Origin of the sequence: Clavibacter sp. B3I6 (genome assembly GCF_030816895.1) — a bacterium.
Taxonomy (GTDB): Bacteria; Actinomycetota; Actinomycetes; order Actinomycetales; family Microbacteriaceae; genus Clavibacter.
On sequence record NZ_JAUSYL010000001.1, the window covers coordinates 2,869,460 to 2,892,765 of the forward strand.

Genomic DNA, 23,306 nt, shown 5'->3' on the forward strand with positions numbered 1-23,306 from the left:
CCGCCCACAACGTGCGGGCTGCCGCCCCACCCGTCAGGAGACCCCATGACCACCACCCGCTTCACCGACCAGGTCGTCCTCATCACCGGCGGAGGATCCGGCCTCGGCCGCGCCGCCGCCGTCCGCCTCGCCGCCGAGGGCGCGCAGCTCGCCCTCGTCGACATCTCCGAGGAGGGGCTCGCCGCGACCGTCGAGGCCGTCCGCGCGGGCTCGCCCGACGCCGAGGTCCTCACCGTCGTCGCCGACGTGTCCCAGGAGGCCGACGTCGCCGCGTACGTCGACCGGACGGTCGAGCGCTTCGGCCGCATCGACGGCTTCTTCAATAACGCCGGCATCGAGGGCCGCCAGAACCTCACCGAGGACTTCACGGCCGCCGAGTTCGACCGGGTCGTCGCGATCAACCTGCGCGGCGTGTTCCTCGGGCTCGAGAAGGTGCTCGCGGTCATGCGCCGGCAGGGCTCCGGCATGGTCGTCAACACCGCGAGCGTCGGCGGGATCCGCGGCGTCGGCAACCAGTCCGGCTACGCGGCGGCGAAGCACGGCGTCGTCGGCCTCACCCGGAACTCCGCCGTCGAGTACGGCGAGTTCGGCATCCGCATCAACGCGATCGCGCCCGGGGCCATCTGGACCCCCATGGTCGAGGCGTCGATGAAGCAGCTCAGCGCCGAGGACCCGCGCGGTGCGGCCGAGCAGTTCATCCAGGGCAACCCGACGAAGCGCTACGGCGAGGCCGAGGAGATCGCGTCGGTCGTCGCGTTCCTGCTCTCGGCGGACGCGGCCTACGTGAACGCGGCCGTGCTGCCCATCGACGGCGGGCAGTCCGCGAAGTACTGACGGCGGCGACCGCGTCGGCCGGGATCGGCGGGCGCGGTCACTCGAACGGCGCCGTCGGGACCTGGCACGTCACGGGCTGCCCGGGGGCGGCCGTCGACGCCGCGATCTCGGTCACGCCGTCGACCAGGATCCGGCAGGTCAGCACCTCGCCGTCCACGGGCGTCGCCTGCACGAAGGCCCAGTCCTCCGCGGTGACGACCGACTCGACCGACCAGACGGAGCTCGCCGAGTCGTCGCCCGGCGCGACCGGGGCGTCGCCCACGTCCTGCACGATCGAGGGCCGGCCGCGGTGGGAGGCCTCGGCGTAGGACACGTCGGTCAGCCCGCCGGCGGCGGGACCGGTGGTCGTCACCTCGTAGGTGATCGCGTAGATGTCGGCGATGTCGTCCGTGACGCTCGAGCAGCCCGCGAGGGCGAGGGCCGAGGCGCCGAGCGCGAGCGCGGCGCCGGAGCGCAGGATGGGGCGGAGGGAGCGAGCGGAGGGCATGCCCCCAGTCTCGCCGGGCGGGGTCGCCGGCTCGTCCTCCGGAGGTGCCGCGGTCGGCGCGGGACCAGCACCCGGGTACCGGTCGCCGTGGTCCGCCGGGTCGGCCGGGCCGGCCGGAGCGGGCAGCGGCGTGCGTCCGCGCCCGGACCCGCACCCGCGTCAGGCCACCGCGCTCCGCAGCGGCGCCGTCGCGAACTCCCGCATGCCCTCCTCGAAGGTCATGCGCGGCTCCCAGCCGAGCTCCGTGCGGAGCCGCTCCGAGGACGCGGTGATGTGCCGCACGTCGCCGAGCCGGTACTCGCCGGTGGTGACGGGCGCGGATCCGCCGGCCTCCCGCGCCAGCGCCTCCGCCATCTCGCCGATGGTGTGCACGATGCCGCTGCCGACGTTGAACGCGCGGAAGGACCCCGCCTCCCGGGTCGCGGTCCAGGCGAGCGCGGCGAGGTTCGCGCCCGCGACGTCGCGGACGTGCACGAAGTCGCGGCGCTGCCGGCCGTCCTCGAAGACGCGCGGGGCCTCCCCGCGCGCGAGCGCCGAGCGGAAGAGCGACGCGACGCCCGCGTACGGCGTGTTCTGCGGCATGCCCGGCCCGTAGACGTTGTGGTAGCGCAGGGCGACCGCGCGGCCGCCCGTGGCCCGGGTCCAGGAGCTCGCGAGGTTCTCCTGCGCGAGCTTCGTGGTGGCGTAGACGTTGCGCGGATCCAGCGGCACGTCCTCGCCGATGAGCGTGGGGACGAGCGGCTCGCCCGTGGCGGGATCGACGGGGTCGAAGATGCCCGCGTCGAGGTCGGCGACCCGGCGGGCGGGCGGCCGCACCGGCCCGTCGGCGCCCTCGTACGCGCCCTCGCCGTAGACGACCATCGAGCTGGCCAGCACGAGCCGGTCGATGCCCGCGCGGGTCATCGCCGCGAGGAGGACGGCCGTGCCGCCGTCGTTCGTGGCGACGTAGTCGGGCGCGTCGAGGAAGTCGACGCCGAGGCCGACCTTGGCGGCCTGGTGGCAGACGACGTCGACGCCGTCGAGGGCGCGCGCGACCGCGTCCGGATCGGTGACGTCGCCGCGCACGAGCTCGACGCGCGGGTCCATCTCCGGGGCGCCCCCGTGCACGTCGGCCCGCAGGGAGTCGAGCACGCGAACGCGCCGCCCCTCCTCGAGCGCGGCGGTGACGACGGTCCCGCCGATGAAGCCCGCGCCTCCCGTGACGAGGAGGATCCCGTCGCTCACGAGCGCGCGCCGGTCGTGGGGCGCGCGAGCACGGACGCGACGGCGTCCGGGGCGATGAGCGGGCGCCCCCGGTAGCCCGCGGGGATCGCGCGGATGACCGCCTCGATCGCCCGCACGATGCGCGGCTGGGCCTCCGCGAGCCGCGCGAAGACGAGCTCGGCGGTGACCGCGTCGCCCTGCTCGCCGGGCAGCGGGGCGAGCCCGGCGTCGGCGTCGGTGACGAACGACAGGTTGACCGTGCCGATGTTCAGCTCGGAGGCGAGGACCACCTCCGGGTACTGCGTCATGTTGACGATGTGCGCGCCGGCCTGCCGGAACCACAGCGACTCCGCGCGCGTCGAGAAGCGCGGGCCCTGGATCACGACGACGGTGCCCGAGGTGCGGAGGGGGCCGGCGGGATGCGCGCGGTCGCCGCCCTCGAGCTCGACCAGCGCGGCGGCGGCGTGCGCGTGCAGCTCCGGGTCGAAGGGGTCGGCGGCGGACAGGTGCTGCACGACGCCCTGGTCGAAGAAGGTGTCGGGGCGGCCCCAGGTGCGGTCGAGCAGCTGGTCGGTGAGCACGAGCGATCCCGGCGGGTAGTCCGGCGAGACGCCGCCGACGGCCGAGGACGACACGATGGCGGAGACGCCGAGCGACGCGAGCGCCCAGACGTTCGCCCGGTAGTCGATGAGGTGCGGCGCGACCGAGTGGTCGGCGCCGTGCCGCGTGAGGAACGCGACCCGGCGCCCGGCCAGCTCGCCGACGGCGACCTCGCTCGAGGTCGGGCCGAACGGCGTCTCGACCGTGAGCGACGTGCTGGTGGCGGGGTCGAGCAGGGCGTAGAGGCCGGATCCGCCGATGACGCCGACCTCGGCGCGGGGAGCGGGGGCGTCGGGCGCGGCGGCGTCGGGCGCCGAGGCGGGCTCGCGCGGGTCGGCGGATGCGGATGCCGGGGTGGGGGTGTCGGTCACGGGTGCTCCTTCGGGCGGTCGTGCCAGTCAACCAGTCCGCATCGGGGGATCCGCCGCGCGCGCTCGGGCGCAGCTCGCTTGTTGAGAACCATTCTCGACTACGCTCGGATCCACCCCGACCGGAAAGCCGTGCGCCATGCCCTCCTCGCTCCCGCAGATCCTCGACGCCCTCGTGATCGGCGCCGGCCCCGCCGGCCTCGGCACGGCGCTCGCCCTCGACGCCGTGGAGGGCCTCCGCTCCGGCGTGGTCGAGCGCGGCACCGTCGGCGAGACCTTCCGGCGCTGGCCGGCGCGCCAGCGGTTCCTCTCGCCGTCCTTCACGGGCAACGGCTTCGGCGCGACGGACCTCAACGCCGTGCACCCGTCGACGTCGCCCGCGTTCTCCCTCGGCGTCGACTACCCGACCGGCCCCGAGTACGCGCGGTACCTCGCCGGGGTGGCCCGGCACTTCCCCGTCCCGCTCATGACGGGCACGGAGGTCACCGCGGTGACGCCCGTCGACGACGGCTTCCACGTCGACACGACCCGCGGCCCCGTCGGCGCGCGCGCCGTCGTGTGGGCGGGCGGCGAGTTCCACGACCCCGCGCCGGCGCGGTTCGCGGGCGGGCAGCTCGCCGACCACTCGTCCACCGCCGCGGCGTGGGAGCCGCGCACCGGGCGGCTCGTCGTCGTCGGCGGCTACGAGTCGGGGATCGACATCGCGTGCCACCACGTGGAGCTCGGGGCGGAGGTGACCGTCGTGGACCCGGCGCACCCGTGGGCGCCCGCGGACGGATCCGACCCGTCGTACCGCCTCGCCCCGCGCTCCGTGCAGCGCCTGGCGTCGGCCGTGGGCACCGGGCGGCTGGCGCTCGTGGGCGACGCGCGGGTCGTGGGGATCCGCCCCGACGGCGACGGCCACCGCGTGCAGGTGTCGGGGGCGACATCGCTCCCGTCCGACTCGCGGCCGGTCCTCGCGACCGGCTTCGGTCCCGGGCTCGGGCCCGTCGCCGACCTCTTCGACCGCCGCGACGACGGGTGGCCGCTCCTCACGGAGGACGACGAGTCGACCCTCGCCCCGGGCCTGTTCCTCTCGGGACCCGCCGTCCGGCACGGCGCCGTGCGCTTCTGCTTCGTCTACAAGTTCCGACAGCGGTACGCGCACATCGCCCGCGTGATCGGCGAGCGGCGGGGCGCGGACTGCGCCGGGCTCGAGATGTGGCGCGCCGCCGGCATGCTGACCGACGACCTCAGCTGCTGCGGCGTGGAGTGCGCGTGCTGACGGGGGAGGGGCGCCCCGACGGGCTGGACGGGCGCGACGGGCGTGACGACCGGCGCGACGACGGGCGGCGTCTACCGGAGGGCGTGCGCCTGCCCGCGCGGCCCCTCGTCCTGTTCCTCGGCGCGATCGCGGCCGGCTCGCTCATCGGCGTCGTGAGTCCCGACGTGGGCGCGGCGCTCGGCGGCGGCGTGGATCCGACGGTGCTGCTGCTCGTGACCGTCCTGTTCGCCGAGCTCGACCTCTCCGGCCTCCGGCGTCTCCGCCTGCGGGGCACCGCGCGGCTGGTGGGCGTGGCGTGGCTCGCCAACTTCGTGCTCATGCCCCTGCTCGGCCTGGCGATCGCGTCGCTGTCCCTGTCGGGCGCGCCGCTGCTGTTCGCCGGCGTCGTCATCTACTTCACGGCGCCCTGCACGGACTGGTTCCTCGGGTTCACCCGGCTGGCGGGCGGAGACACGGCGCTCGGGGCAGTGCTGCTGCCCGTCAACATGGTCACGCAGCTCCTCGCGTACCCGTTCCTGCTGAGCGCGCTCGTGCACGCGCCCGCGGTGGCGGATCCGCTCCTCGTCGCCGAGACGCTGCTCAGGTGGTGCGTGCTGCCCGCCGCCCTCGCGCTCGCGATCCGGCTCGTGGTGGGGCACGTGCTCCCGCGCACGGCCGGTGCGCGCGTCCGCGTCGCGACAGGTCGGCTCGTGCCGCTCGTCATCGCGGCGCTCATCGTGCAGATCTTCGCCGCGAACGTCGGCACGATCCGCGCGCACGCGGAGGCGTTCGCGGCCCTGATCGGGGCGGTGGTCCTCTTCTTCGCCGTCGGCTACCTGCTGGTCGACCGCATCTCCCGCGCGCTCGGGCTGGCCCACCCGCAGCGCGCGCTCCTCGCCATGACGACCGCGGCGCGGAACGCCCCGCTCATGCTGGCCGTGACGACGGTGGCGCTCCCCGACGAGCCCCTCGTCTCGGCGGCGATCGTGATCGGCATGCTGATCGAGTTCCCGCACCTCGCGGGCATCACGTGGCTCCTCACCCGCCGGCGTCCCGCACGGAGGCCGCGGAGCGCACCCGAGCCGGCGCCCGCGTCCGCCCGGTGAGGCGGACGCCGGACGCCGGGCGCGGACCCGGCGGCGGGCTCCGCGCGCGTCAGTTGAGCGGCCGCGTCCCCTCGGGCAGCGCGCCGCCCGCGTACAGCTCCGACGCCGCGTCCTGCAGGGCCGTGAGCGCCACGCGCTGGGTCCACGGGCCGTAGGAGATGCGGGCGACGCCGAGCTCCTCGAAGCGGGCGGGGGAGAGGGAGCCGGGGATCCCGATGACCGTGAGGCGCTGCGGGCCGAGGGCGTCGACCAGGGTGCGGACCTCGTCCTCCGTGAGCGGGCCCGGCACGAAGATCGACGTCGCGCCTGCGGCCAGATAGGCGCGGCTGCGCTCCACGGCGTCTGCGAGGACGTCGGAGCGGTCGCGGTCGCCGCCGAGCACGTAGGCGTCGGTGCGGGCGTTGAGCGCGAACGGCACGCCCTCGGCCTGCGCGGCGGCGACGGCCGCCTCGACCGCGCGGACGGAGTCGGCGAGGGGGCGCATGCCGTCCTCCAGGTTCGCGCCGACGACGCCCACGCCGATGGCGCGGCGCACGGTCTCGCCCGCGTCGCCGTAGCCGGACTCGAGGTCGGCCGAGACGGGCTGCTCGACGGCCGCGACGATGCGGCCGATCATGTCGAGGTGGAGGTCGAGCGGGATGTTCTCGCCGTCCGCGTAGCCGAAGGTGGCGGCGATGGAGTGGCTGGCGGTGGCGAGCGCACGCGTCTCGGGGAGGGCGGCGACGGTGGCGGCCGAGACGGCGTCCCACACGTTCACCACCCGGAGGAGCTCGGGTGCGGTGTGGAGGTCGACGAGGTTCTGCCCGCGGGCGGCGATGGTCATGCCCCGACCCTAGGGCGGGCCGCCCGTGCGCGGCAGGGCCCGGTTCGGGACTCGGACACGGATCCGCGGACGGCCGGTGGGGAGGAGCGGCCGGACTAGCGGGAGCGGCTCGCGCCCGCCCGCACGGCGGAGACGACGAGGCCCGCGCCCGCCGTGAGGAGGGCGAGCCCCGCCACGAGGAGGAGCAGCCCGAGGTCGGATCCGCCCGTGTAGACGACCACGCCGGCGACGCCGAGCACCAGCGCCGCGGCGAGGAGGACGACCCCTGCTGCGGTGGCCACGCGGCGGAGGAGGGCGGATCGGCGTTCCTGCGGGTCCATGCGCCCAGGGTCCCCCGCGCTGCACGCCGGTGGCAAGGGAATCGCCCCGTCGATCATCCCGGCTCGGCTCCGCACGGGAAGGCCCGCGGCCCTAGGCTGATCGCGAGCTCCCAGACCCCGGGCCGGCGCGTGCGTGGCGCCTGTCCTCGGTCGCGCTCCCTCGCCGGCTCCGGATCCGCACTCGACGACCGCTGACCCGCAGCGGCTCCCGTCATCGGAAGCGGAGCACGGCATGATCTCCCCTCACCCCGCGAGCCGGAGCACCCGGGCGATGATGCAGGTCGCGCGGCCGTACCTGCGGCTGCACCTCGCGCACTACTCGCGCACGATGGCGACGGCGACGTTCCCCCTCGACGACCGGGAGCGCATGGTCCTCGGACCGGATCCGCATCGGGTCCTCTTCGTCGGGGACATCGGGGTGGCCGGCTACGGCGTCCTCCTCCCCGGGATGGGCATGCCCGCCCAGGCGACCGCCCGCCTCGCGGCCGCCACCGCGCGGGGCTGCATCTGGACGACCGTGTCCGCTTCCGACATGACCGCCGCGAGCGCACGGGAAGCCGTGGCCGGCCGCGCCGCCCGCGTCGACGTCGCGGTCCTGGCGCTCGGACTCCCGGACGCGCTGATGATGACGTCCCCCGAGCTCTGGAGGAGCCGGCTCCTGGAGGTCATCGCCAGCACACGGGAGCAGGCGGGAGGAACGTGCCGCATCGTCCTGGCCGGCATCCCGCCGATGGACCGGTTCCGGCATCTCCCGCCCGTGGCCCGCGCCCTCCTGCGCGCGCAGGTGCGGCGGCTGAACTCCGCGACGCGGCAGATGCAGGACCCGGACGCCGGGATCGTCTACGTGCACTTCCCGGACCTCGCCTCCGACCGCATGCACGTGCGGAACGGGTTCTCCTTCCGTGCCATGCACGACTTGTGGGCACGTGCCATCGCCCCGCACCTGATCCCGCACCGGCGGGGCGCGGGGGTGGTGACGTGGTGACCGACGCCCTCCTCCGACGTCCATGGCCGTCCTCACGCTCACGCCCGCTGCGCGACGCCGACGACCACCGGCTGAGGGGCGACGACGAGTCGCGCGGGGGTGGAGCCGGGGTCCTGACGAGCAGCAGCCACGAGGGTGTGAACACGTCACCCCCGTGCGGTGTCGACATCACGATCGGGTAACGTGCGGCGGGTACGAGCCGCGACGGGAAGGAGCTCGCATGATCACCGTGTCGACTCCGACGCTCCACGACCGCCTCGCGGGGTCCCCGTTCCTCGGGTCGCTGGTGCAGCTCGTCGCCCTGATCGCCATCGTCGTGGGCCTCGTCGTGATGAGCCCGACCGCGCAGGGCTGGGGCGAGTCCCCGGGCACGCCGCATCTGCATTCCGCCGACGATCTGCACGCGCACGGCACCGGTCACGGTGTGGCGGACAGCCGTGCGGATGCCGCGGTGGAGCCCGCCTTCGTCGCCGAGGCTCCCGCCTCGGCCGACCTCTCCGCCGGGATGGTCGGCGGCGTGGTCCTGGTGGCGTCCGCCACCCTCCTGCTCCTCGCCGCGCTCGGCATCGCCCTCCTCCGAGCGCTCCGACGCGACCCCCTCGTCGACGACCCGCTCGGTCGTCGGCTCCTTCCCCGCGTCGCCCCGGACGCGGCATGGCTGCCGCCCCCGCCGACGCCTGCCGCCCTGTCCGTCTTCCGCATCTGACCCGTCCTGCATCGACCAGAGACCCGGGCTGATCCGCGGCGCCCTGCGCGCTGCACGGATCCGGCCCTGCCATCCCGATCGCATGGACAGGACGAGACAGACCATGAAGGACACCACCCCGCTCCTCCGCGCCGGCATCGCCCTCGCGGCCGCGTTGACGCTCACCGGCTGCGCTGCCGGCGGCACCGGAGCGACACCCGAGAGCAGCACGTCCGCCGAAGCCGAAGCCGAAGCCGAGAGCGGGAGCACGGACGTCGGCGACGCGGACGAGACGTTCGTGCAGATGATGCGCCCGCACCACGAGCAGGCCGTCGAGATGAGCGAGTCGCTCCTGGCCACGACCGGCATCCGCCCCGAGGTGACCGCGCTGGCGACGGAGATCGCAGATGCGCAGGTGCCGGAGATCGCGCAGCTGAGCGCCTGGGCTGATCAGTGGGGCATCGAGGAGATGCCCGGCATGGACCACCGCATGGACGGCATGATGTCCGACGCCGACATGCAGGAGCTCGACATGGCCGAGGGCCCGGACGCCGAGCGGCTGTTCCTGACCCGGATGATCGAGCACCACACCGGCGCCATCGAGATGGCGCAGGCCGAGATCGAGGACGGTCGGAACCCGGACGCCATCGAGATGGCGGAGGGCATCGTCGCCACGCAGGAGGACGAGATCTCCCGCATGCGCGTGCTCCTCGGCTCCTAGCGTCCCCTCCTCCTCTGCTCCACCGCAGTGCGGACGGCTGCACCCTGATGCCGTCATGCCTGCCTGCCCCCGGAAAGGCACCCATTGCCCGACGAGACACCCCCCACGCGCACGCCCAGCAGGCGCCGTCCCCGCGTCGCTCCACCGGCTCGCGCCGCCTCCCCCCGACGCACGACGTTCGAGCACCCCGAGCCCGCTCCGGCCACCGGCCGGCCCCTCACCTGGCAGCAGGAGGCACGGCGCCGGGCCCGCACGATCCAGGCGCACGCCACACCGGCAGCGAGCGGACGCCGCACCGTCACCAGCCCGTGGAGGACCGCCGTCGGCGCGATGCTCGCCGCCGGCGCGATCGCCGTGACCTACGGCCTCCCGGCATACGCCGTCCCGGACGGCATCACCGGCGGCGCCGTCACCGTCCACGATCCCGACACCGGTGAGATCCAGACCCTGCAGGTCGACGGCGCCTCCTACTCCGTGATCGCGGAGGCGGGCTTCTCCGTCACGCTGCCGCCGCCTCCGCCGCCGCCTCCCGTGGCTCCCGCCCCGACGTCCGGCACCGCATCGTCCGGCGCGAGCGGCAGCGCACTCTCGAGCGCCGTCCCGGCGGGGATGGACGTGCGCTGGCCCATCCCGTCGTCCCTGCGGATCTCGAGCCACTTCGGCCCGCGGGCCTCCCCGTGCTCGGGGTGCTCCTCCAACCACCAGGGCCTCGACTTCACCCCCGGGAGCGGTGCGGCGATCCAGTCCATCGCGGCAGGAGTCGTCCGCCAGGTCGTGAGCTCGAACTCGGGGCTCGGCGTGCACGTCGTCATCGATCACGAGATCGGCGGGACGCGGGTCAGCAGCACGTACGCGCACATGCAGTTCGGATCCGTGCCGCTGCGTGCGGGCCAGGTCGTGGCGGCCGGCGACCCCGTCGGCCGTGTCGGCACGACCGGTGCCAGCACCGGCCCGCACCTGCACTTCGAGATCGCGTACGGGTCCCAGCGTGTCGATCCCCACCGGTGGTTGAGCGCCAACGTCCGATGAGCCCACGTCCCTCCGGGCCCGTCTCCGCCGGCGGATCGGGCGGGACGACGCTCCTCGCGTCGTCGCCGAGCCGCTCGGCGAGGACGCACCCGCGTCCGCGCTCCTCGGCCGGCAGGACGCGCCCGACCCCGGAGCACCCGGCCGCGTCGGGGATGATGGGGTGATGAGCCCCGACCGCCCCGCGGACCGCCGACGACGCACGGTCGACGAGCACCGCGCGGCCGTGTCCGCGCTCCTCGCGCCGCTCGCCGACCGGGGGACGGAGGAGCTGGCCGTCTCCGCGGACGCGCTCGCGGCGGATCCGCACCGGTACGCCGAGCGCGTCCTGGCTCGCGACGTCACGAGCTCCCTCGACCTGCCGCCCTTCCGCAACTCGCAGATGGACGGCTACGCCGTGCGCGCGGCCGACCTCGCCCGCGCGTCGACGGCGCGTCCCGTCGCCCTGCGGATCGCGCCCCGCATCCCCGCGGGCATCGCGCCCGCGCCCCTCGCGCCGGGCACCGCCGCTCCGTGCATGACCGGCGCCCCCGTCCCACCCGGCGCCGACGCGATCGTGCCCATCGAGGCCGCGACGCCCGACCGCTTCGTCGACGAGGACCGGGCCGACGCCGTCGTCTCCTTCGCCGCGCCCGTGGATCCGGGCGCCTCCGTCCGCGCGCAGGGCAGCGACCTCGCCGCCGGCAGCGTGCTCGTCGCCGCCGGCACGCGCCTCCTGCCCGCGCACCTGGGCGTGCTCGCGTCGGCGGGCATCGCGCGCGTCGAGGTGCGACGCCGCCCGACGGTCCTCCTCCTCTCCACCGGCCTCGAGCTCCGCGGGCCCGGCGAGGAGCTCGCGCCCGGGCAGATCCACGACGCCAACTCGATCGCGCTCGCCGCCTCCCTCACGGCCGTGGGCGCCGAGGTCCGCACGCTGCGGGTCGCCTCCGACGACCCCGACCGGGTGCGCGACGCCCTCCGGGACGCGGCGCCGGGCGTCGACCTCCTCCTCACCACGGGCGGCGTCAGCGCCGGCGCGTACGAGGTCGTGCGCGACGTGCTCGAGGGCGGCGGCGTCGAGTTCGCCTCCGTCGCCGTGCAGCCCGGCGGGCCGCAGGGCCTCGGCACGGCGGAGCTCGGCGGCGCGCGGATCCCCGTCGTCGCCTTCCCGGGCAACCCCGTGAGCGCGCTGGTCTCCGTCGAGCTCTTCCTCCGCCCCGTGCTGCGCGCCCTCGCCGGGCATCCGCACCCGGACCGCCCCGCTCGAGAGCTGCCGCTCGCCGCGCCGCTCGACTCGCCCGTCGGCAAGCACCAGGTGCGCCGCGGCAGGGTCGACCCCGACGGCCGCGTGGTCGCGGTCGGCGGCCCCGGATCCCACCTCCTGCACGCGTACGCGACCGCCACCCACCTCGTCCACATCCCCGCGGGCGTCGACCGGCTCGAGGCCGGCGACCCCGTCACCGTCTGGAGCATCGATGACTGATCCCGCCCCGACCGCGGACGCCGCGCCGTCCCTCACCCACCTGCGGCAGGACGGGTCCGCGCACATGGTCGACGTCACCGACAAGGCCGTCACCAAGCGCCGCGCCGTCGCCCAGGCCGTGCTCGTGACCCGGCCGGAGGTCGTCGCGGCCGTGATCACCGGCGACCTCCCCAAGGGCGAGGCCGTCGGCACGGCGCGCATCGCGGGGATCATGGCGGCGAAGCGGACCTCCAGCCTCATCCCGCTGTGCCACCCGCTGCCGATCGGCCGGATCGAGATCGACATCACCGGGGCCGACGACCGCGTCACCGTGGTCGCGTCCGTGAGCACCACGGGCGTCACGGGCGTCGAGATGGAGGCGCTCACCGCGGCCTCGGTCGCCGCGCTCACGCTGTACGACATGCTCAAGGCCGTCGACGCGCGCGCCGTCATCACCGACGTGCTCGTCCGGGAGAAGCAGGGCGGGAAGTCCGGCGACTGGGAGCGGGCATGACCGCCGCGGATCCGCGTGGTCGCGCGGTCGTGATCGTCGCCTCCACGCGCGCCGCGGCGGGGGAGTACGAGGACCGCACCGGTCCCGTCATCGCAGCCTGGCTCGCCGAGCGGGGCTTCGCGGTCGACGGCCCGCACGTGCGCGCCGACGGACCCGCGGTGGCGGCGGCGCTCGCCGAGGCCGTCGCGGGCGATGCGCGCGTGATCCTCACCACCGGCGGCACCGGCGTCACCCCCACCGACCGCACGCCCGAGGCGACCCGGCCGCTGCTCGACCTCGAGATCCCCGGGATCATGGAGGAGGCCCGCCGCACCGGCACGGCACACACGCCCACCGCCGTGCTCACGCGCGGGCACGCGGGGGTCGCGGGCGGGGCGTTCGTGATGAACCTGCCGGGGTCGCCCGGCGGCGTGCGCGACGGGCTCGGCCTCCTCGCCGGGATCCTCGACCACGTGCTCGCGCAGATCCGCGGCTCCGTGCACCCCGCGACCGACCCGGCCGCCGCCGCGGCGCACGACGCGGAGGCGGCCTCGTGACCGCCGACCGGGTCCTCTTCGCCCGCATCGCCGGCGGCGCGATCCGCGTCGAGGACTGCGCCGACGCCGTGCGCGCCGACGACGCCGGCGCCGTCGTGACCTTCGAGGGCGTCGTGCGCGACCACGACGACGGCAAGGGCGTCCTCTGGCTCGACTACTCCGCGCATCCGGCCGCCCGGCAGGCGATCCGGCAGGTCGCGCTCGACGTGTCCGCCCGGTACCCGGACGTGCGGATCGCGGCCGAGCACCGCATCGGCCGGCTCGGCATCGGCGACGTCGCGCTCACGTGCGCCGTCTCCTCCGCGCACCGCGCCGACGCGTTCGCGGCGTGCGGACTGCTGGTGGACGAGATCAAGCAGCGCGTGCCGATCTGGAAGCAGCAGGCCTTCGACGACGGCACGAGCGAATGGGTGGCGTCGCTGGGCTGACCCGGCGATCCCGCGTGGGCGCCCGGCGCCGGCTTGCTACCCTCTCAGCATGCCCGCCAGCCTGAGCACGACCCTCATCGTCATGCCCGCGTACAACGAGGAGGAGGCGGTCGGCCAGGTGGTCCGGGAGGTGCTCGACACGCTCCCCGGCATCGCGTGCCTGGTCGTCAGCGACGGCTCGAAGGACCGCACGGTCGAGGTCGCGCAGGCCGCCGGCGCCCGCGTCCTCGAGCTCCCGTTCAACCTCGGCGTGGGCGGCGCGATGCGGGCGGGCTTCCGCTACGCGCAGCGGCACGGCTTCGAGAACGTCATCCAGATCGACTCCGACGGGCAGCACAACCCGGAGAGCGTCCCGCAGCTGCTCGAGGCCCTGCAGCGCAAGGACGTCGTCATCGGCGCGCGCTTCGCCGGCGAGGGCGACTACGAGGTGTCCGGGCCGCGCAAGTGGGCGATGCGGTTCCTGAGCTTCGCGCTCAGCCGCATCGCGCGCACGGCCCTCACCGACACGACCTCCGGCTACCGGGGATCCGGCCCCCGCGCAGTCGCGCTCTTCGCCGAGAACTACCCGGCCGAGTACCTGGGGGACACGGTCGAGTCGCTCGTGATCGCGGCACGCCACGGCCTGACGATCGAGCAGGTGCCCGTCTCCATGCGGCCCCGGGCCGGCGGCGTCGCGTCCCACAACCCCGCCAAGGCCGCCGTCTACCTGGCGCGCGCGGGCATGGCGCTCGTGATCGCCCTCATCCGTCCGATCACCCGACCCGGCCAGGCGGTCGCCGCGTGAACACCACCAGCTACATCTTCAGCATCGTGGCCTCGCTGCTCGCGATGGGCGTCGTCGTGGAGCGGCTGCGGAGGCGGCGCCTCCGGGAGCGTCACGCCGTGTGGTGGCTGCTCGCCGGCCTGGTCGCCGTCATCGTGAGCGTGTTCCCGGCGCTGCTGTCGGGCCTCTCCAGCGTCCTGGGCGTGCAGCAGCCCGCGAACCTCGCGTTCTTCGCGAGCATCGTCGTGATCTTCATCGTCTGCGTGCAGTACAGCGCCGAGCTCACCGACCTCGAGGACAAGGTGCGCCGCCTCGCCGAGGAGGCCGCCATGGCCGACCTCCGCCTGCACGACCTCGAGCGCGCGACCGGCATCGGATCCGCCTCGGAGGCCGTCCGTCCGGAGGGCGCCGCGTCGACCCGCCGGCCGGCGGACGGGCCTCAGAGCGGCGCCGCGTCCTCCTCGTCGGAGCGGGGTGCCGGACGGTCGACGTCGACTCCGGCGTCCTCGCCGCGTCCCGCGAACACCCACGACTTGTAGGCCGCGTAGTTCCACAGCGTGGTGAGCGCCGTGGAGACGAACTTGCCCACCACGTAGCCCCAGCCGATGCTGTCGAACAGCGCGATGATCAGCACCGTCGCGAGCGAGTTGACGGCCACGAGCACGCCGTACCTCCACAGGCTGTGCCACGACGACCGCTGGCCGCGGAACGTCAGGAAGCGCTGCATCACGTAGCTGACGAGGAGCCCGGCCCAGAACGCCATCGCGCTCGCGACGGGCAGCGGCCAGCCGAGCGCGTCGCGCCCGACGATGAGCAGGCCGAGGTCCACGACGAAGGCGACGCCGCCCACGGCCAGGTACAGGAACGGGCCGTAGAGGCGGCCGGAGCGGAAGCGGGCGAGGCGCCCGGGCATGCCCGTGCTCACGCCGAGCCCGTCCCGGCCGCGACGGCGGTCGTCGTGCCGCGGCCCTCGAGGGGCGCCTCGGGATCGGATGTCCCGTCGGCCGGCTGCGCGTCCGTCGAGCGGTGCGCGGCCCGCGCGGCGACCACGAGCGCCGCGCCCGCGACGAGGGAGCCGACGGTGATGACGAGGACCCACGGGACGAGCCCGAGCACGGGCGGCCACCAGCGCGGCTCGGTGACCAGCTGGGTCCAGGTCGCGCTGACCCCCACGGAGTTGCGGCGGAGGAACGTCATGAGCCCCACGAACATGGCCGCCGCGTGGGCCGCGGCGACGAGGAGGAGGACCCGGCGCCGGACGACGGCGGGCAGGCGGTCGTGCACGGGGGCGACGACGACCGCGGTCATCATGATCAGCAGAACGTACGCGGCGAGGTTGTAGCGCCCCTGCCACACGAAGCCCGACACCGTGACCGACGCCGCCTGGACGAGGGCGGGCAGCAGGACGTAGCCGACGAGCACCACGGCCACCGTGCGGCGGGTGCGGGGGGCGGCGGGTGCGAGGAACGCGACGGCGACGAGGGCGCCGCAGCCGACGAAGTAGGCGAACACGACGTACGAGGGGATCGGGGTGTCCAGCCAGCCGAAGATGCCGACCATGTCGCGCGCGAAGTCGAAGGTGCGCTCGAGCATCAGGATGAGGCCCTCGCGGAAGCTGGTGCCCACGCCCGGGTAGACGCCCACGGCCGCGAGCGAGCCGGTCCGGAGGATCCAGACGAGGGCCAGCGCGGTGGAGACCACGACCGCGCCGACCGCGGCCAGCACCGGCGGACGTCGGAGGAACTCCCAGGACCGCGACCAGCCGACGATGCACGCGCCCGCGATCACGGCGACGCCGAGCCACAGGGGGGACAGCCCGCGCGCGTGCACCAGGAGCCCGCCGGTGACGGCGAGGAAGGCCGCGGTGCGCCAGCTCACGGGACCTCCGCGCACGAGGCAGGCGACGTAGGCGGCGGCGAAGGCGGCGACGGTGGCGATCTCGAAGGCGTTGGGGTTCACGGCCCCGAAGAGCGAGCCGATCATCGGGGTGAGGGCGGCGGAGGTCGCGATCACGGGCAGCACCGGTCGCGGAAGCCGGCTGAGGTACGCGAGGGCTCCCGCCATGAGCGCGGAGCAGATGAGGGCGCTCACGAGGCGCATGCCGAAGACCGCCGCCGTGCCGCCCCCGGCGACGAGCGTGGGCCAGCCGACGAGCACGTAGTAGACGGGGTCGTAGAGGCCCGCGCTGGTGGTCGTGGAGACGATGCGGTCGGCCGTGTCGCCCGGGGGGAAGCCGGGGGCGCAGTCGGCGGTCGTGTCGGCCTTGTGCCGCCCGCACCCGGACGCGGGGATGGTGTACGCGATGCCCGCCGGCACCTGCACCGTGCGGACCTGCGGCTCGTCCGTCACGTCGCCGAGGAGCTGGCCCCGCACGACGGAGGCGGCCTTGATCATGTGCGCGGGCTCGTCGGGACTCGCGCCGATCGGGGTCGTCACCGCCCAGAGGCCGCTGATCACGCCGATCCCGACGAGGGCCGCGAGGAACACGACGAGCGGTGCCCGTCCCGTCCGGCCGTCGGCGCGCGGGGCGCGGGCGTGCAGGGGCGTTCGCATCATGGTGTCTCCGTGGATGTCAGCGCGTGCGGGCAGGGGCCGCCGACGGGCACCCTGCGGACCGACCTGCGCGTCGCGGGCCCGCTGTCCCCGTCGAGGATAGCCGGTCGCCCGCGCGGGGCCGGGTGCCCGCCGGCGGGGCATCCGGCGTCGTGACGGCGTGTCCGCGGCCTCGTGCCGGCGGACGGCGGACGGCGCCTAGCGCACCGAGGCGGCGTCGAGCGCGTCCGCGCTCCGCTCGGCGCGGCGCGTGCGGCGCCCCGTGAGCTGCAGCACGAGCGCGACCAGGGCGCTCAGCGCGACGAAGGCGCCGTAGACGGTGAGCACGACCGGCAGGCCGTCCGCCTCCACGAAGATGCCCGCGACGATGCTCGGCACCCCGAAGGCGAGGTAGCTCGCGACGTAGACGGAGGAGAGGAGGCTCGCGCGCTGGTCGACGGGCGCCTCCGCCAGCACGAGCCGGAGGCCCGCCTGGAACCCGGCGCCGAAGCCGACGCCGCCCACGACCGCGGCGACCGCGAAGAGGGGGAGCGAGGAGGTCCAGATGGCCGCGACGAGGCCCACCGGCCCGAGCACGAGGGCGACCACGCCGACGACGAGGCTGCGGCGGGCGTCGCGGGTGCGGATCACGATGCCCGTGACGGCGCCCGTGCCGGTGAAGAGGGCGATGGCCGCGCCCGTCACCGCCGCGCTGTGCAGGCCGAAGGTCGAGCCGAGCACGGATCCGATGAAGGCCAGGAACATGCCGCCGAGCGCCCAGCTCGCGATCATGCCGCCGACGACCGCGGTGAAGACGGGACGCGCCGCGCGGGGCACGGCGACCGACGGGATCAGCGACCGGAGCGCGCCCGCCCGGCGCGGCTGCCGCTCGGGCACGACCGCGACGGCGACGCCCGCGGCCACCATGAGCGCCGCGAGCACCAGGAACACCGTCTCCTCCGGCGCGGGCCCGTAGGCCACGAGGAACCCGCTGCCGAGCGCGCCGACCGTGAGCGCGGCCGGCGGCACGACGCCGTTGAGGAACGCGGCGAGGCCGGTGCGGCGGGTCGGCTGGTGGTCGATCATGCCGGCGCCGAGCGCGCCCGTGGCGAGGCCGATCGCGAGCCCCTGGAGGATCCGCGCGACCACGAGGGCGAGCCCGTCGTGGGCGAAGGCGAACACGAGCATCGCCGCGGTGGACACGGCGAGGGCCCCGAGGATCACGGGACGGCGCCCGATGTGGTCGGAGAGGCGGCCGGCGGTCAGCAGCGTCGCGAGCAGTCCGGCGACGTAGACCGCGAACACGACCGTGAGGACGACGGGCGGCAGCGCCCACTCCTCCTGGTACACGGGGTAGAGGGGCGAGGGCGCGGCGCCGCTCGCGACGAGCACGAGGAGCGTCAGCGCGTAGACCACGAGCCCGGCGGCGGACTCGCGGCGGGCGGGAGCGGGGGCGGACGCGACGGGCGCGACGGGCTCGGCGGATGCCGCGGTCGCCGCGGTCGCGGGGAGGGATGCGGTGTCGGGGCCGGTGGTCATGTGCGCTCCTCGCGGTGGGCGGATCCCCGTCGGCGGGCGGCGGGCGGGCTGCTCCCCGTCGAGCGCGCGGCCCTCGCGGGTCACGATGGGGGCCAACGGCGGGCGGCTCGCGGGAATTCCCCGGGCACGGACCACCTAGGCTCGTGCGGTGGCCCATCTGCTGGGAGCCGAAGCGCTCCACCTCGAGTTCCCGACGCGCGTGATCTTCGACGACGTGACCATCGGGGTGAACGAGGGCGACCGCATCGGCATCGTCGGACGCAACGGCGACGGCAAGTCGACCCTCCTCTCCCTCCTCGCCGGGCGGCTCGAGCCCGACGGCGGCCGCGTCACGCGCCGCCGCGGCGTCACGATCGGCGTGCTCGACCAGAGCGACACCCTGCCGGACGGCCAGACCGTCGGCGAGGCGATCGTCGGCGGCATTGACGAGCACGAGTGGGCGGGCAACCCGCTCGTCCGCGACGTGATCGACGGCCTCGCCTCCGACGTGCCGTGGGACGCCGACGTCGCCCAGCTCTCGGGCGGCCAGCGCCGCCGGGTGGCGCTCGCGAAGCTCCTCATCGGCGACCACGACATCCTGTTCCTCGACGAGCCCACCAACCACCTCGACGTGGAGGGCATCGCCTGGCTCGCCGGGCACCTCCGCCGCCGCTGGTCGCCGAACTCGGGCGGCCTCATCGTCGTGACCCACGACCGGTGGTTCCTCGACGAGGTGGCCAACTACACGTGGGAGGTGCACGACCGGCTCATCGAGCCGTTCGAGGGCGGCTACGCGGCCTACATCCTCCAGCGCGTCGAGCGCGACCGCAGCGCCGCCGTCTCCGAGGCGAAGCGCCAGAACCTCATGAAGAAGGAGCTCGCCTGGCTCCGCCGGGGCGCGCCCGCGCGCACGGCCAAGCCCAAGTTCCGGATCGAGGCGGCCAACGCCCTCATCGCCGACGAGCCGCCCGCGCGCGACGCCGTCTCGCTCGCGTCCATGGCGATGCAGCGTCTCGGCAAGGACGTCGTCGACCTCCTCGGCGTGTCGGTCAGCTACGGCGACCGGCAGATCCTGAAGGACGTCGAGTGGCGCATCGCGCCCGGCGAGCGCACCGGCATCCTCGGCGTGAACGGCGCGGGCAAGTCGACCCTGCTCTCGCTCGTGGCCGGCACGCTCCAGCCCACGACCGGGAAGGTGAAGCGCGGCAAGACCATCAAGGTCGCCGTGCTCACGCAGCAGCTCGACGAGCTGAAGGACGTGCTCGAGGACCGCGTGTCCACCGTCATCGGCCGCCAGCGCACCACGTACGTCGCGGGCGGCAAGGAGATGACCCCCGGTCAGCTGCTCGAGCGCCTCGGCTTCACGAGCGCGCAGCTGTCGACGCCCGTCAAGGACCTCTCGGGCGGCCAGAAGCGGCGCCTGCAGCTCCTCCTCATCGTGCTCGACGAGCCGAACGTCCTCATCCTCGACGAGCCCACCAACGACCTCGACACCGACATGCTCGCGGCGATGGAGGACCTCCTCGACTCGTTCCCCGGCACACTCCTCGTCGTCAGCCACGACCGGTACCTGCTCGAGCGCGTCACCGACCAGCAGTACGCGGTGATGAACGGCAACCTCCGCCACCTCCCCGGCGGCGTCGACCAGTACCTGAAGCTCCGCCAGCAGCCCGGCAACGCGGAGAAGTCGACCGTCGCGCGCCCTGACGAGGTCGGCGGCCAGGCCACGGCGACGCTCGGCGGATCCACCGGCCCGTCCCTGCAGGGGGCTGAGCTGCGGAACGCGCAGAAGGAGCTCGCGAGCATCACCCGCAAGCTCGAGAAGGCCGACACGCGCCGCCGCCAGGCCCTCGACGCCATGGCCGAGCACGACCCCAACGACTACGAGGGGCTCGCGAAGGCCAACGAGGGCGTCCGCGCCATCGAGGGCGAGGTCGAGGCGCTCGAGTCCCGCTGGATGGAGCTCAGCGAGTTGCTCGAGGGCTGATCCGCCGGCCGCTCAGTACGCGAGGATGCGGTCCGGCGTGGTCAGCGTGATGAGGTCGTCGGCCGACCAGATCGCCTCGACGTCGCCGGTGATCATGCCCGTCGACCCGTCGCGGTTCCGCGAGGGGAACTCGGTCGTCCAGGCGATGCGGAGGCCCTCGGACGCGACCCGGTCGGGCGACGCGCACGTGACGACGCCCGCGCCGCCGCTCGGGAACACCAGGAGGCACCGATCGCCGCGGTTCGACGCCGCCGCATAGAGGCCGACGCTCGCCTGGACCGCGCGGATCGTGGTCGCGTCGACGTCGGCGCGCACGGCCCGCGGCGGCAGGTCGCCGTCCTCCTGCGGGCCGTCGAAGATCGGGCCGGCGGGGCGGCTGCGCCGGTCGGAGGAGGAGTCGGGGCCGAGGAGCGCGGGGCCGTCGGCGCTCGCCGTAGGGGCGGGGGCCGATCCCGCGGCGACGGGAGGCGCGTCGGCGCCGGGGCTCGGGGTGCCGCCGGCCGCGGTGGACGGCGGGGATCCCGCGGAGGCCGCGCCGATCGCGCCGCCCGCGAGGAGGCCCACCGCGAGCGCGCCCGCGGCCCAGGCGAGGGCGCGGCGGGATGCGGGGACGGGCACGGCGGCGTCCGCATCGCCGTCGTCCGCCGTCGGGTCCGCCTCCGCGGGGCCGGCGTGGGCCTCGGTGGAGCGGGAGGTCTCGGCGGAGGCCGTGTCCCCATGGATCGCCGCCGCCGCCGCCGCCGCCGCCGTCTCCGCCGCCGCCCCGTCGGCCGGCCGGGACGCGCGGCCGCGCCGGTCGAGCTCGGCGGCCGCGCGGATCCACCGCTCGTCGCGCTCGTCGGCGCCCTGCGCGTACACCCGGCGCCGCAGCTCCTCGACGGGGAGCGCGGAGACGTCGTCGTCCTCGTGCATGGGCACCTCCGTGGCCGACCCTGCCACATCCCGCGGGCGCCGCGGGGTGTCCCCGTGTTACGGCCCGGTTCGACATGCCCCGCCTGGCCGCCTACCGTCGAGGTGCTGCAGGGACGCGGCCACCGGCCGTCGTCGGCGTCCCGCACCGCGCACCGCTCGCCCGCGTCGTGCGCATCCGCGGGTCCGCCCGCCGCGCCGTCGCGCGCCGCCGTCGCCGTGCGCTCCCGCGCCCGCACCGCCCCGAAGCACCCCGCATCGCACGCATCACCCCGGACAGCACCGGCCCCGCACCACCGAGAGGATCCCCATGACCACCCAGGCCCCCCTGATCGACGCCCCGAAGCGGAAGAACCGCCTCGGCCTCATCATCGGCGCGGTCGTCGTCGTCCTCGCGATCGTCGCGGCCGTGCTCTTCTCGACCGGCGCGTTCTCGGGCGGCGGCAAGTCCGTCCGCATCGGCGTCGTCGGCGCGAGCGACCCGCAGTGGCAGCCCTTCGTCGACGCGGCGAAGGAGGAGGGCATCGACGTGGAGGTCGTGAACTTCTCCGAGTACACGCAGCTGAACCCCGCGCTGTCCGAGGGCGAGATCGACCTCAACCAGTTCCAGCACCTCGTCTACCTCGCGCAGTACAACGAGGGCGCGGGCGACGACCTCACGCCCATCGGCGCCACCGCCATCTACCCTCTCGCGCTGTACTCGCAGAAGCACGGCTCGGTCGACGAGATCCCCGAGGGCGGCACCGTCGTCGTCCCGAACGACGAGTCGAACCTCGCCCGCAGCCTCCTGGTGCTCCAGAGCGCGGGCCTCGTGACGCTCAAGGGCGGCGGATCCAGCATCTCGACGCTCGACGACATCGACCAGGCCGCGTCGAAGGTCACCGTCACCCCCGTCGACGCCGCGCTCACGGCCACGTCGCTGCCCGACGCCGACGCCGTCATCATCAACAACGACTTCGTCACCGACGCCGGCCTCACCTCCGACGACGCCATCGCCCAGGACGACCCGAGCGACCCCAACTCCCTCGCCTACGTCAACGTGTTCGCGGCCCGTGCCGACGACGCGGACGACGAGACCTACCTCCAGCTCGCGCGCATCTTCGAGGACACCCCGGCCGTCATCGACGCCCTCGTCGAGAACTCGGGCGACACCGCCGTCCCGCTCAAGACCCCGGCCGACGAGCTGCAGAGCATCCTCGCCACCACCGAGAAGGCCGTCGCGGAGCGGAAGTCGGCAGAGTGACGGACGCCCCGCACGTCTCCCTGCGGGGCGTCGGCAAGCAGTACCCGCCGCGCGCCAAGGGCGAGCAGGGGCTCGACGCCCTCGCCGGCGTCGACCTCGACATCCGCCGCGGCGAGGTGTTCGGGATCATCGGCTACTCGGGCGCCGGCAAGAGCACGCTCGTGCGGCTCGTGAACGCGCTCGAGCGGCCGACCTCGGGCACGGTGTCGGTGGACGGGCGGGAGATCCAGGACCTGCCCGAGCGGGAGCTGCGGAAGCTCCGCCTCGGCATCGGCATGGTGTTCCAGCAGTTCAACCTCTTCGCGTCGAAGACGGTGTGGGGCAACGTGGCGTACCCGCTGTCCGTCGCGGGCATGCCGAAGGACCAGCAGCAGCGGCGGATCAGCGAGCTCCTCCACTTCGTCGGCCTCGCCGACAAGGCGCACGCCCGGCCCGACGAGCTGTCCGGCGGCCAGAAGCAGCGCGTCGGCATCGCCCGCGCGCTCGCCACGAGCCCCGCGATCCTCCTCGCCGACGAGGCGACGAGCGCGCTCGACCCCGAGACCACGAGCGAGGTCCTCGCGCTCCTCCGCCGCGTCAACGAGGAGCTGGGGGTCACCATCGTCGTCATCACGCACGAGATGGAGGTCATCAAGTCCATCGCCGACCGCGTGGCCGTCATGGACTCCGGCCGCGTCATCGAGCAGGGCGAGGTGTTCGACGTGTTCTCCCGCCCCACGAGCGACGCCGCGCGGCGATTCGTCTCCACCGTCGTCGCGGGCGTGCCCGAGGCCGAGGAGGTCGCGCGCCTGCGGGCGCGGCACCCCGGCCGGCTCGTCACGCTGTCGTTCGCGGACGGCGGCGCCACCCAGAGCGAGGTCTTCCGCGCGCTCGCCGACGCGGGCATCGGCTTCGAGGTCGTGCACGGCGGCATCACGGACATCCAGGGCCGCACGTTCGGCAACCTGACCCTCGCGCTCGGGGGCGACGCCGCGCGCATCGACGAGGTGCTCGCGGCCGACCGCGCCGGCGTCACCGTGACGGAGGTGGTCTGA

25 protein-coding genes are annotated in these 23,306 nt (G+C 75.0%); 16 read left to right on the forward strand and 9 right to left on the reverse strand.

Annotated features, from left to right (window positions below):
• Nucleotides 1–45: 45 nt before the first annotated feature.
• On the forward strand, nucleotides 46–834 hold the full coding sequence (locus tag QFZ62_RS13945) for a glucose 1-dehydrogenase (protein ID WP_307506839.1): 789 nt from the start codon (nucleotides 46–48) through the stop codon (nucleotides 832–834).
• A gap of 37 nt (nucleotides 835–871) precedes the next feature.
• On the opposite strand, the gene QFZ62_RS13950 is transcribed toward QFZ62_RS13945, so the two are convergent.
• The 3 genes from QFZ62_RS13950 to QFZ62_RS13960 all read right to left on the reverse strand — a co-directional run bounded on the left by QFZ62_RS13950 (nucleotide 872) and on the right by QFZ62_RS13960 (nucleotide 3,495).
• Nucleotides 872–1,321, reverse strand: coding sequence for a hypothetical protein (locus tag QFZ62_RS13950; protein ID WP_307506844.1), 450 nt, complete (start codon nucleotides 1,319–1,321; stop codon nucleotides 872–874).
• 159 nt (nucleotides 1,322–1,480) lie between these two features.
• Nucleotides 1,481–2,545 carry an NAD(P)-dependent oxidoreductase gene (locus tag QFZ62_RS13955; protein ID WP_307506846.1) on the reverse strand — a complete coding sequence of 355 codons (1,065 nt, stop codon included), beginning with the start codon at nucleotides 2,543–2,545 and terminating at the stop codon, nucleotides 1,481–1,483.
• Nucleotides 2,542–3,495, reverse strand: coding sequence for an MTAP family purine nucleoside phosphorylase (locus tag QFZ62_RS13960; RefSeq protein ID WP_307506848.1), 954 nt, complete (start codon nucleotides 3,493–3,495; stop codon nucleotides 2,542–2,544). Before QFZ62_RS13960 ends, QFZ62_RS13955 begins: the two co-directional genes overlap by 4 nt.
• A gap of 136 nt (nucleotides 3,496–3,631) precedes the next feature.
• On the opposite strand from QFZ62_RS13960, the gene QFZ62_RS13965 reads away from it, so the two are divergent.
• Together QFZ62_RS13965 and QFZ62_RS13970 are read left to right on the forward strand one after the other, a co-directional pair.
• On the forward strand, nucleotides 3,632–4,756 hold the full coding sequence (locus QFZ62_RS13965) for an NAD(P)/FAD-dependent oxidoreductase (protein WP_307506850.1): 1,125 nt from the start codon (nucleotides 3,632–3,634) through the stop codon (nucleotides 4,754–4,756).
• Nucleotides 4,750–5,841, forward strand: coding sequence for an arsenic resistance protein (locus QFZ62_RS13970; protein WP_307506851.1), 1,092 nt, complete (start codon nucleotides 4,750–4,752; stop codon nucleotides 5,839–5,841). The genes QFZ62_RS13965 and QFZ62_RS13970 overlap by 7 nt, the downstream gene beginning before the upstream one ends.
• A gap of 49 nt (nucleotides 5,842–5,890) precedes the next feature.
• Here the strand turns inward: QFZ62_RS13970 and QFZ62_RS13975 are convergent, their stop codons facing one another.
• Complete coding sequence (locus QFZ62_RS13975; protein ID WP_307506853.1) at nucleotides 5,891–6,664, reverse strand: isocitrate lyase/phosphoenolpyruvate mutase family protein; 774 nt, start codon at nucleotides 6,662–6,664, stop codon at nucleotides 5,891–5,893.
• A 95-nt stretch (nucleotides 6,665–6,759) separates the two neighbouring features.
• Nucleotides 6,760–6,984, reverse strand: coding sequence for a hypothetical protein (locus tag QFZ62_RS13980; protein WP_307506855.1), 225 nt, complete (start codon nucleotides 6,982–6,984; stop codon nucleotides 6,760–6,762).
• Between the two features lie 232 nt (nucleotides 6,985–7,216).
• Here QFZ62_RS13980 and QFZ62_RS13985 point away from each other — a divergent pair, with 232 nt between their 5' ends.
• From QFZ62_RS13985 to QFZ62_RS14030, 10 genes are all read left to right on the forward strand, one after another.
• Complete coding sequence (locus QFZ62_RS13985) at nucleotides 7,217–7,969, forward strand: GDSL-type esterase/lipase family protein (protein ID WP_307506858.1); 753 nt, start codon at nucleotides 7,217–7,219, stop codon at nucleotides 7,967–7,969.
• 220 nt (nucleotides 7,970–8,189) lie between these two features.
• The gene (locus QFZ62_RS13990) at nucleotides 8,190–8,675 is read left to right on the forward strand and encodes a hypothetical protein (protein ID WP_307506860.1); all 486 of its coding nucleotides are present in this window, start codon (nucleotides 8,190–8,192) and stop codon (nucleotides 8,673–8,675) included.
• A 103-nt stretch (nucleotides 8,676–8,778) separates the two neighbouring features.
• Complete coding sequence (locus tag QFZ62_RS13995) at nucleotides 8,779–9,375, forward strand: DUF305 domain-containing protein (RefSeq protein WP_307506863.1); 597 nt, start codon at nucleotides 8,779–8,781, stop codon at nucleotides 9,373–9,375.
• Nucleotides 9,376–9,705: 330 nt separating this feature from the next.
• Complete coding sequence (locus tag QFZ62_RS14000; protein WP_307506866.1) at nucleotides 9,706–10,404, forward strand: M23 family metallopeptidase; 699 nt, start codon at nucleotides 9,706–9,708, stop codon at nucleotides 10,402–10,404.
• Between the two features lie 163 nt (nucleotides 10,405–10,567).
• Nucleotides 10,568–11,863, forward strand: a complete 1,296-nt coding sequence (gene glp, locus QFZ62_RS14005; RefSeq protein ID WP_307506869.1) for a gephyrin-like molybdotransferase Glp — start codon at nucleotides 10,568–10,570, stop codon at nucleotides 11,861–11,863.
• Nucleotides 11,856–12,356 (forward strand): cyclic pyranopterin monophosphate synthase MoaC, encoded by a 501-nt coding sequence (gene moaC / locus QFZ62_RS14010; protein WP_307506872.1) that lies wholly within the window; start codon nucleotides 11,856–11,858, stop codon nucleotides 12,354–12,356. The genes glp and moaC overlap by 8 nt, the downstream gene beginning before the upstream one ends.
• Entirely contained in the window at nucleotides 12,353–12,892 is a 540-nt protein-coding gene (locus QFZ62_RS14015) for a molybdenum cofactor synthesis domain-containing protein (protein WP_307506875.1), read from the forward strand. Before moaC ends, QFZ62_RS14015 begins: the two co-directional genes overlap by 4 nt.
• On the forward strand, nucleotides 12,889–13,320 hold the full coding sequence (locus QFZ62_RS14020) for a molybdenum cofactor biosynthesis protein MoaE (RefSeq protein WP_307506878.1): 432 nt from the start codon (nucleotides 12,889–12,891) through the stop codon (nucleotides 13,318–13,320). The genes QFZ62_RS14015 and QFZ62_RS14020 overlap by 4 nt, the downstream gene beginning before the upstream one ends.
• A gap of 49 nt (nucleotides 13,321–13,369) precedes the next feature.
• Nucleotides 13,370–14,104: a glycosyltransferase family 2 protein gene (locus QFZ62_RS14025; RefSeq protein ID WP_307506881.1), complete on the forward strand. Its 735-nt coding sequence runs from the start codon at nucleotides 13,370–13,372 to the stop codon at nucleotides 14,102–14,104.
• Nucleotides 14,101–14,622: a DUF2304 domain-containing protein gene (locus QFZ62_RS14030; RefSeq protein WP_307506884.1), complete on the forward strand. Its 522-nt coding sequence runs from the start codon at nucleotides 14,101–14,103 to the stop codon at nucleotides 14,620–14,622. Before QFZ62_RS14025 ends, QFZ62_RS14030 begins: the two co-directional genes overlap by 4 nt.
• Here the strand turns inward: QFZ62_RS14030 and QFZ62_RS14035 are convergent.
• The 3 genes from QFZ62_RS14035 to QFZ62_RS14045 all read right to left on the reverse strand — a co-directional run bounded on the left by QFZ62_RS14035 (nucleotide 14,523) and on the right by QFZ62_RS14045 (nucleotide 18,154).
• The gene (locus tag QFZ62_RS14035) at nucleotides 14,523–15,008 is read right to left on the reverse strand and encodes a GtrA family protein (protein ID WP_307506887.1); all 486 of its coding nucleotides are present in this window, start codon (nucleotides 15,006–15,008) and stop codon (nucleotides 14,523–14,525) included. The two genes, QFZ62_RS14030 and QFZ62_RS14035, sit on opposite strands and share 100 nt — an antisense overlap.
• Nucleotides 15,005–16,639 carry a DUF2142 domain-containing protein gene (locus QFZ62_RS14040; protein WP_307506890.1) on the reverse strand — a complete coding sequence of 545 codons (1,635 nt, stop codon included), beginning with the start codon at nucleotides 16,637–16,639 and terminating at the stop codon, nucleotides 15,005–15,007. The genes QFZ62_RS14035 and QFZ62_RS14040 overlap by 4 nt, the downstream gene beginning before the upstream one ends.
• Before the next feature lie 195 nt (nucleotides 16,640–16,834).
• Entirely contained in the window at nucleotides 16,835–18,154 is a 1,320-nt protein-coding gene (locus tag QFZ62_RS14045; protein ID WP_307506893.1) for an MFS transporter, read from the reverse strand.
• Nucleotides 18,155–18,302: 148 nt separating this feature from the next.
• Here QFZ62_RS14045 and QFZ62_RS14050 point away from each other — a divergent pair, with 148 nt between their 5' ends.
• On the forward strand, nucleotides 18,303–20,120 hold the full coding sequence (locus QFZ62_RS14050) for an ABC-F family ATP-binding cassette domain-containing protein (RefSeq protein ID WP_307506895.1): 1,818 nt from the start codon (nucleotides 18,303–18,305) through the stop codon (nucleotides 20,118–20,120).
• 12 nt (nucleotides 20,121–20,132) lie between these two features.
• Here the strand turns inward: QFZ62_RS14050 and QFZ62_RS14055 are convergent, their stop codons facing one another.
• Nucleotides 20,133–21,032: a hypothetical protein gene (locus QFZ62_RS14055; protein WP_307506898.1), complete on the reverse strand. Its 900-nt coding sequence runs from the start codon at nucleotides 21,030–21,032 to the stop codon at nucleotides 20,133–20,135.
• A gap of 307 nt (nucleotides 21,033–21,339) precedes the next feature.
• Between QFZ62_RS14055 and QFZ62_RS14060 the strand changes: the two genes are divergently transcribed.
• Both QFZ62_RS14060 and QFZ62_RS14065 read left to right on the forward strand, forming a co-directional pair.
• A complete protein-coding gene (locus tag QFZ62_RS14060; RefSeq protein WP_307506900.1) occupies nucleotides 21,340–22,272 on the forward strand; it encodes a MetQ/NlpA family ABC transporter substrate-binding protein in 933 nt (310 codons plus the stop codon).
• Nucleotides 22,269–23,306, forward strand: coding sequence for a methionine ABC transporter ATP-binding protein (locus QFZ62_RS14065; protein WP_307506903.1), 1,038 nt, complete (start codon nucleotides 22,269–22,271; stop codon nucleotides 23,304–23,306). The genes QFZ62_RS14060 and QFZ62_RS14065 overlap by 4 nt, the downstream gene beginning before the upstream one ends.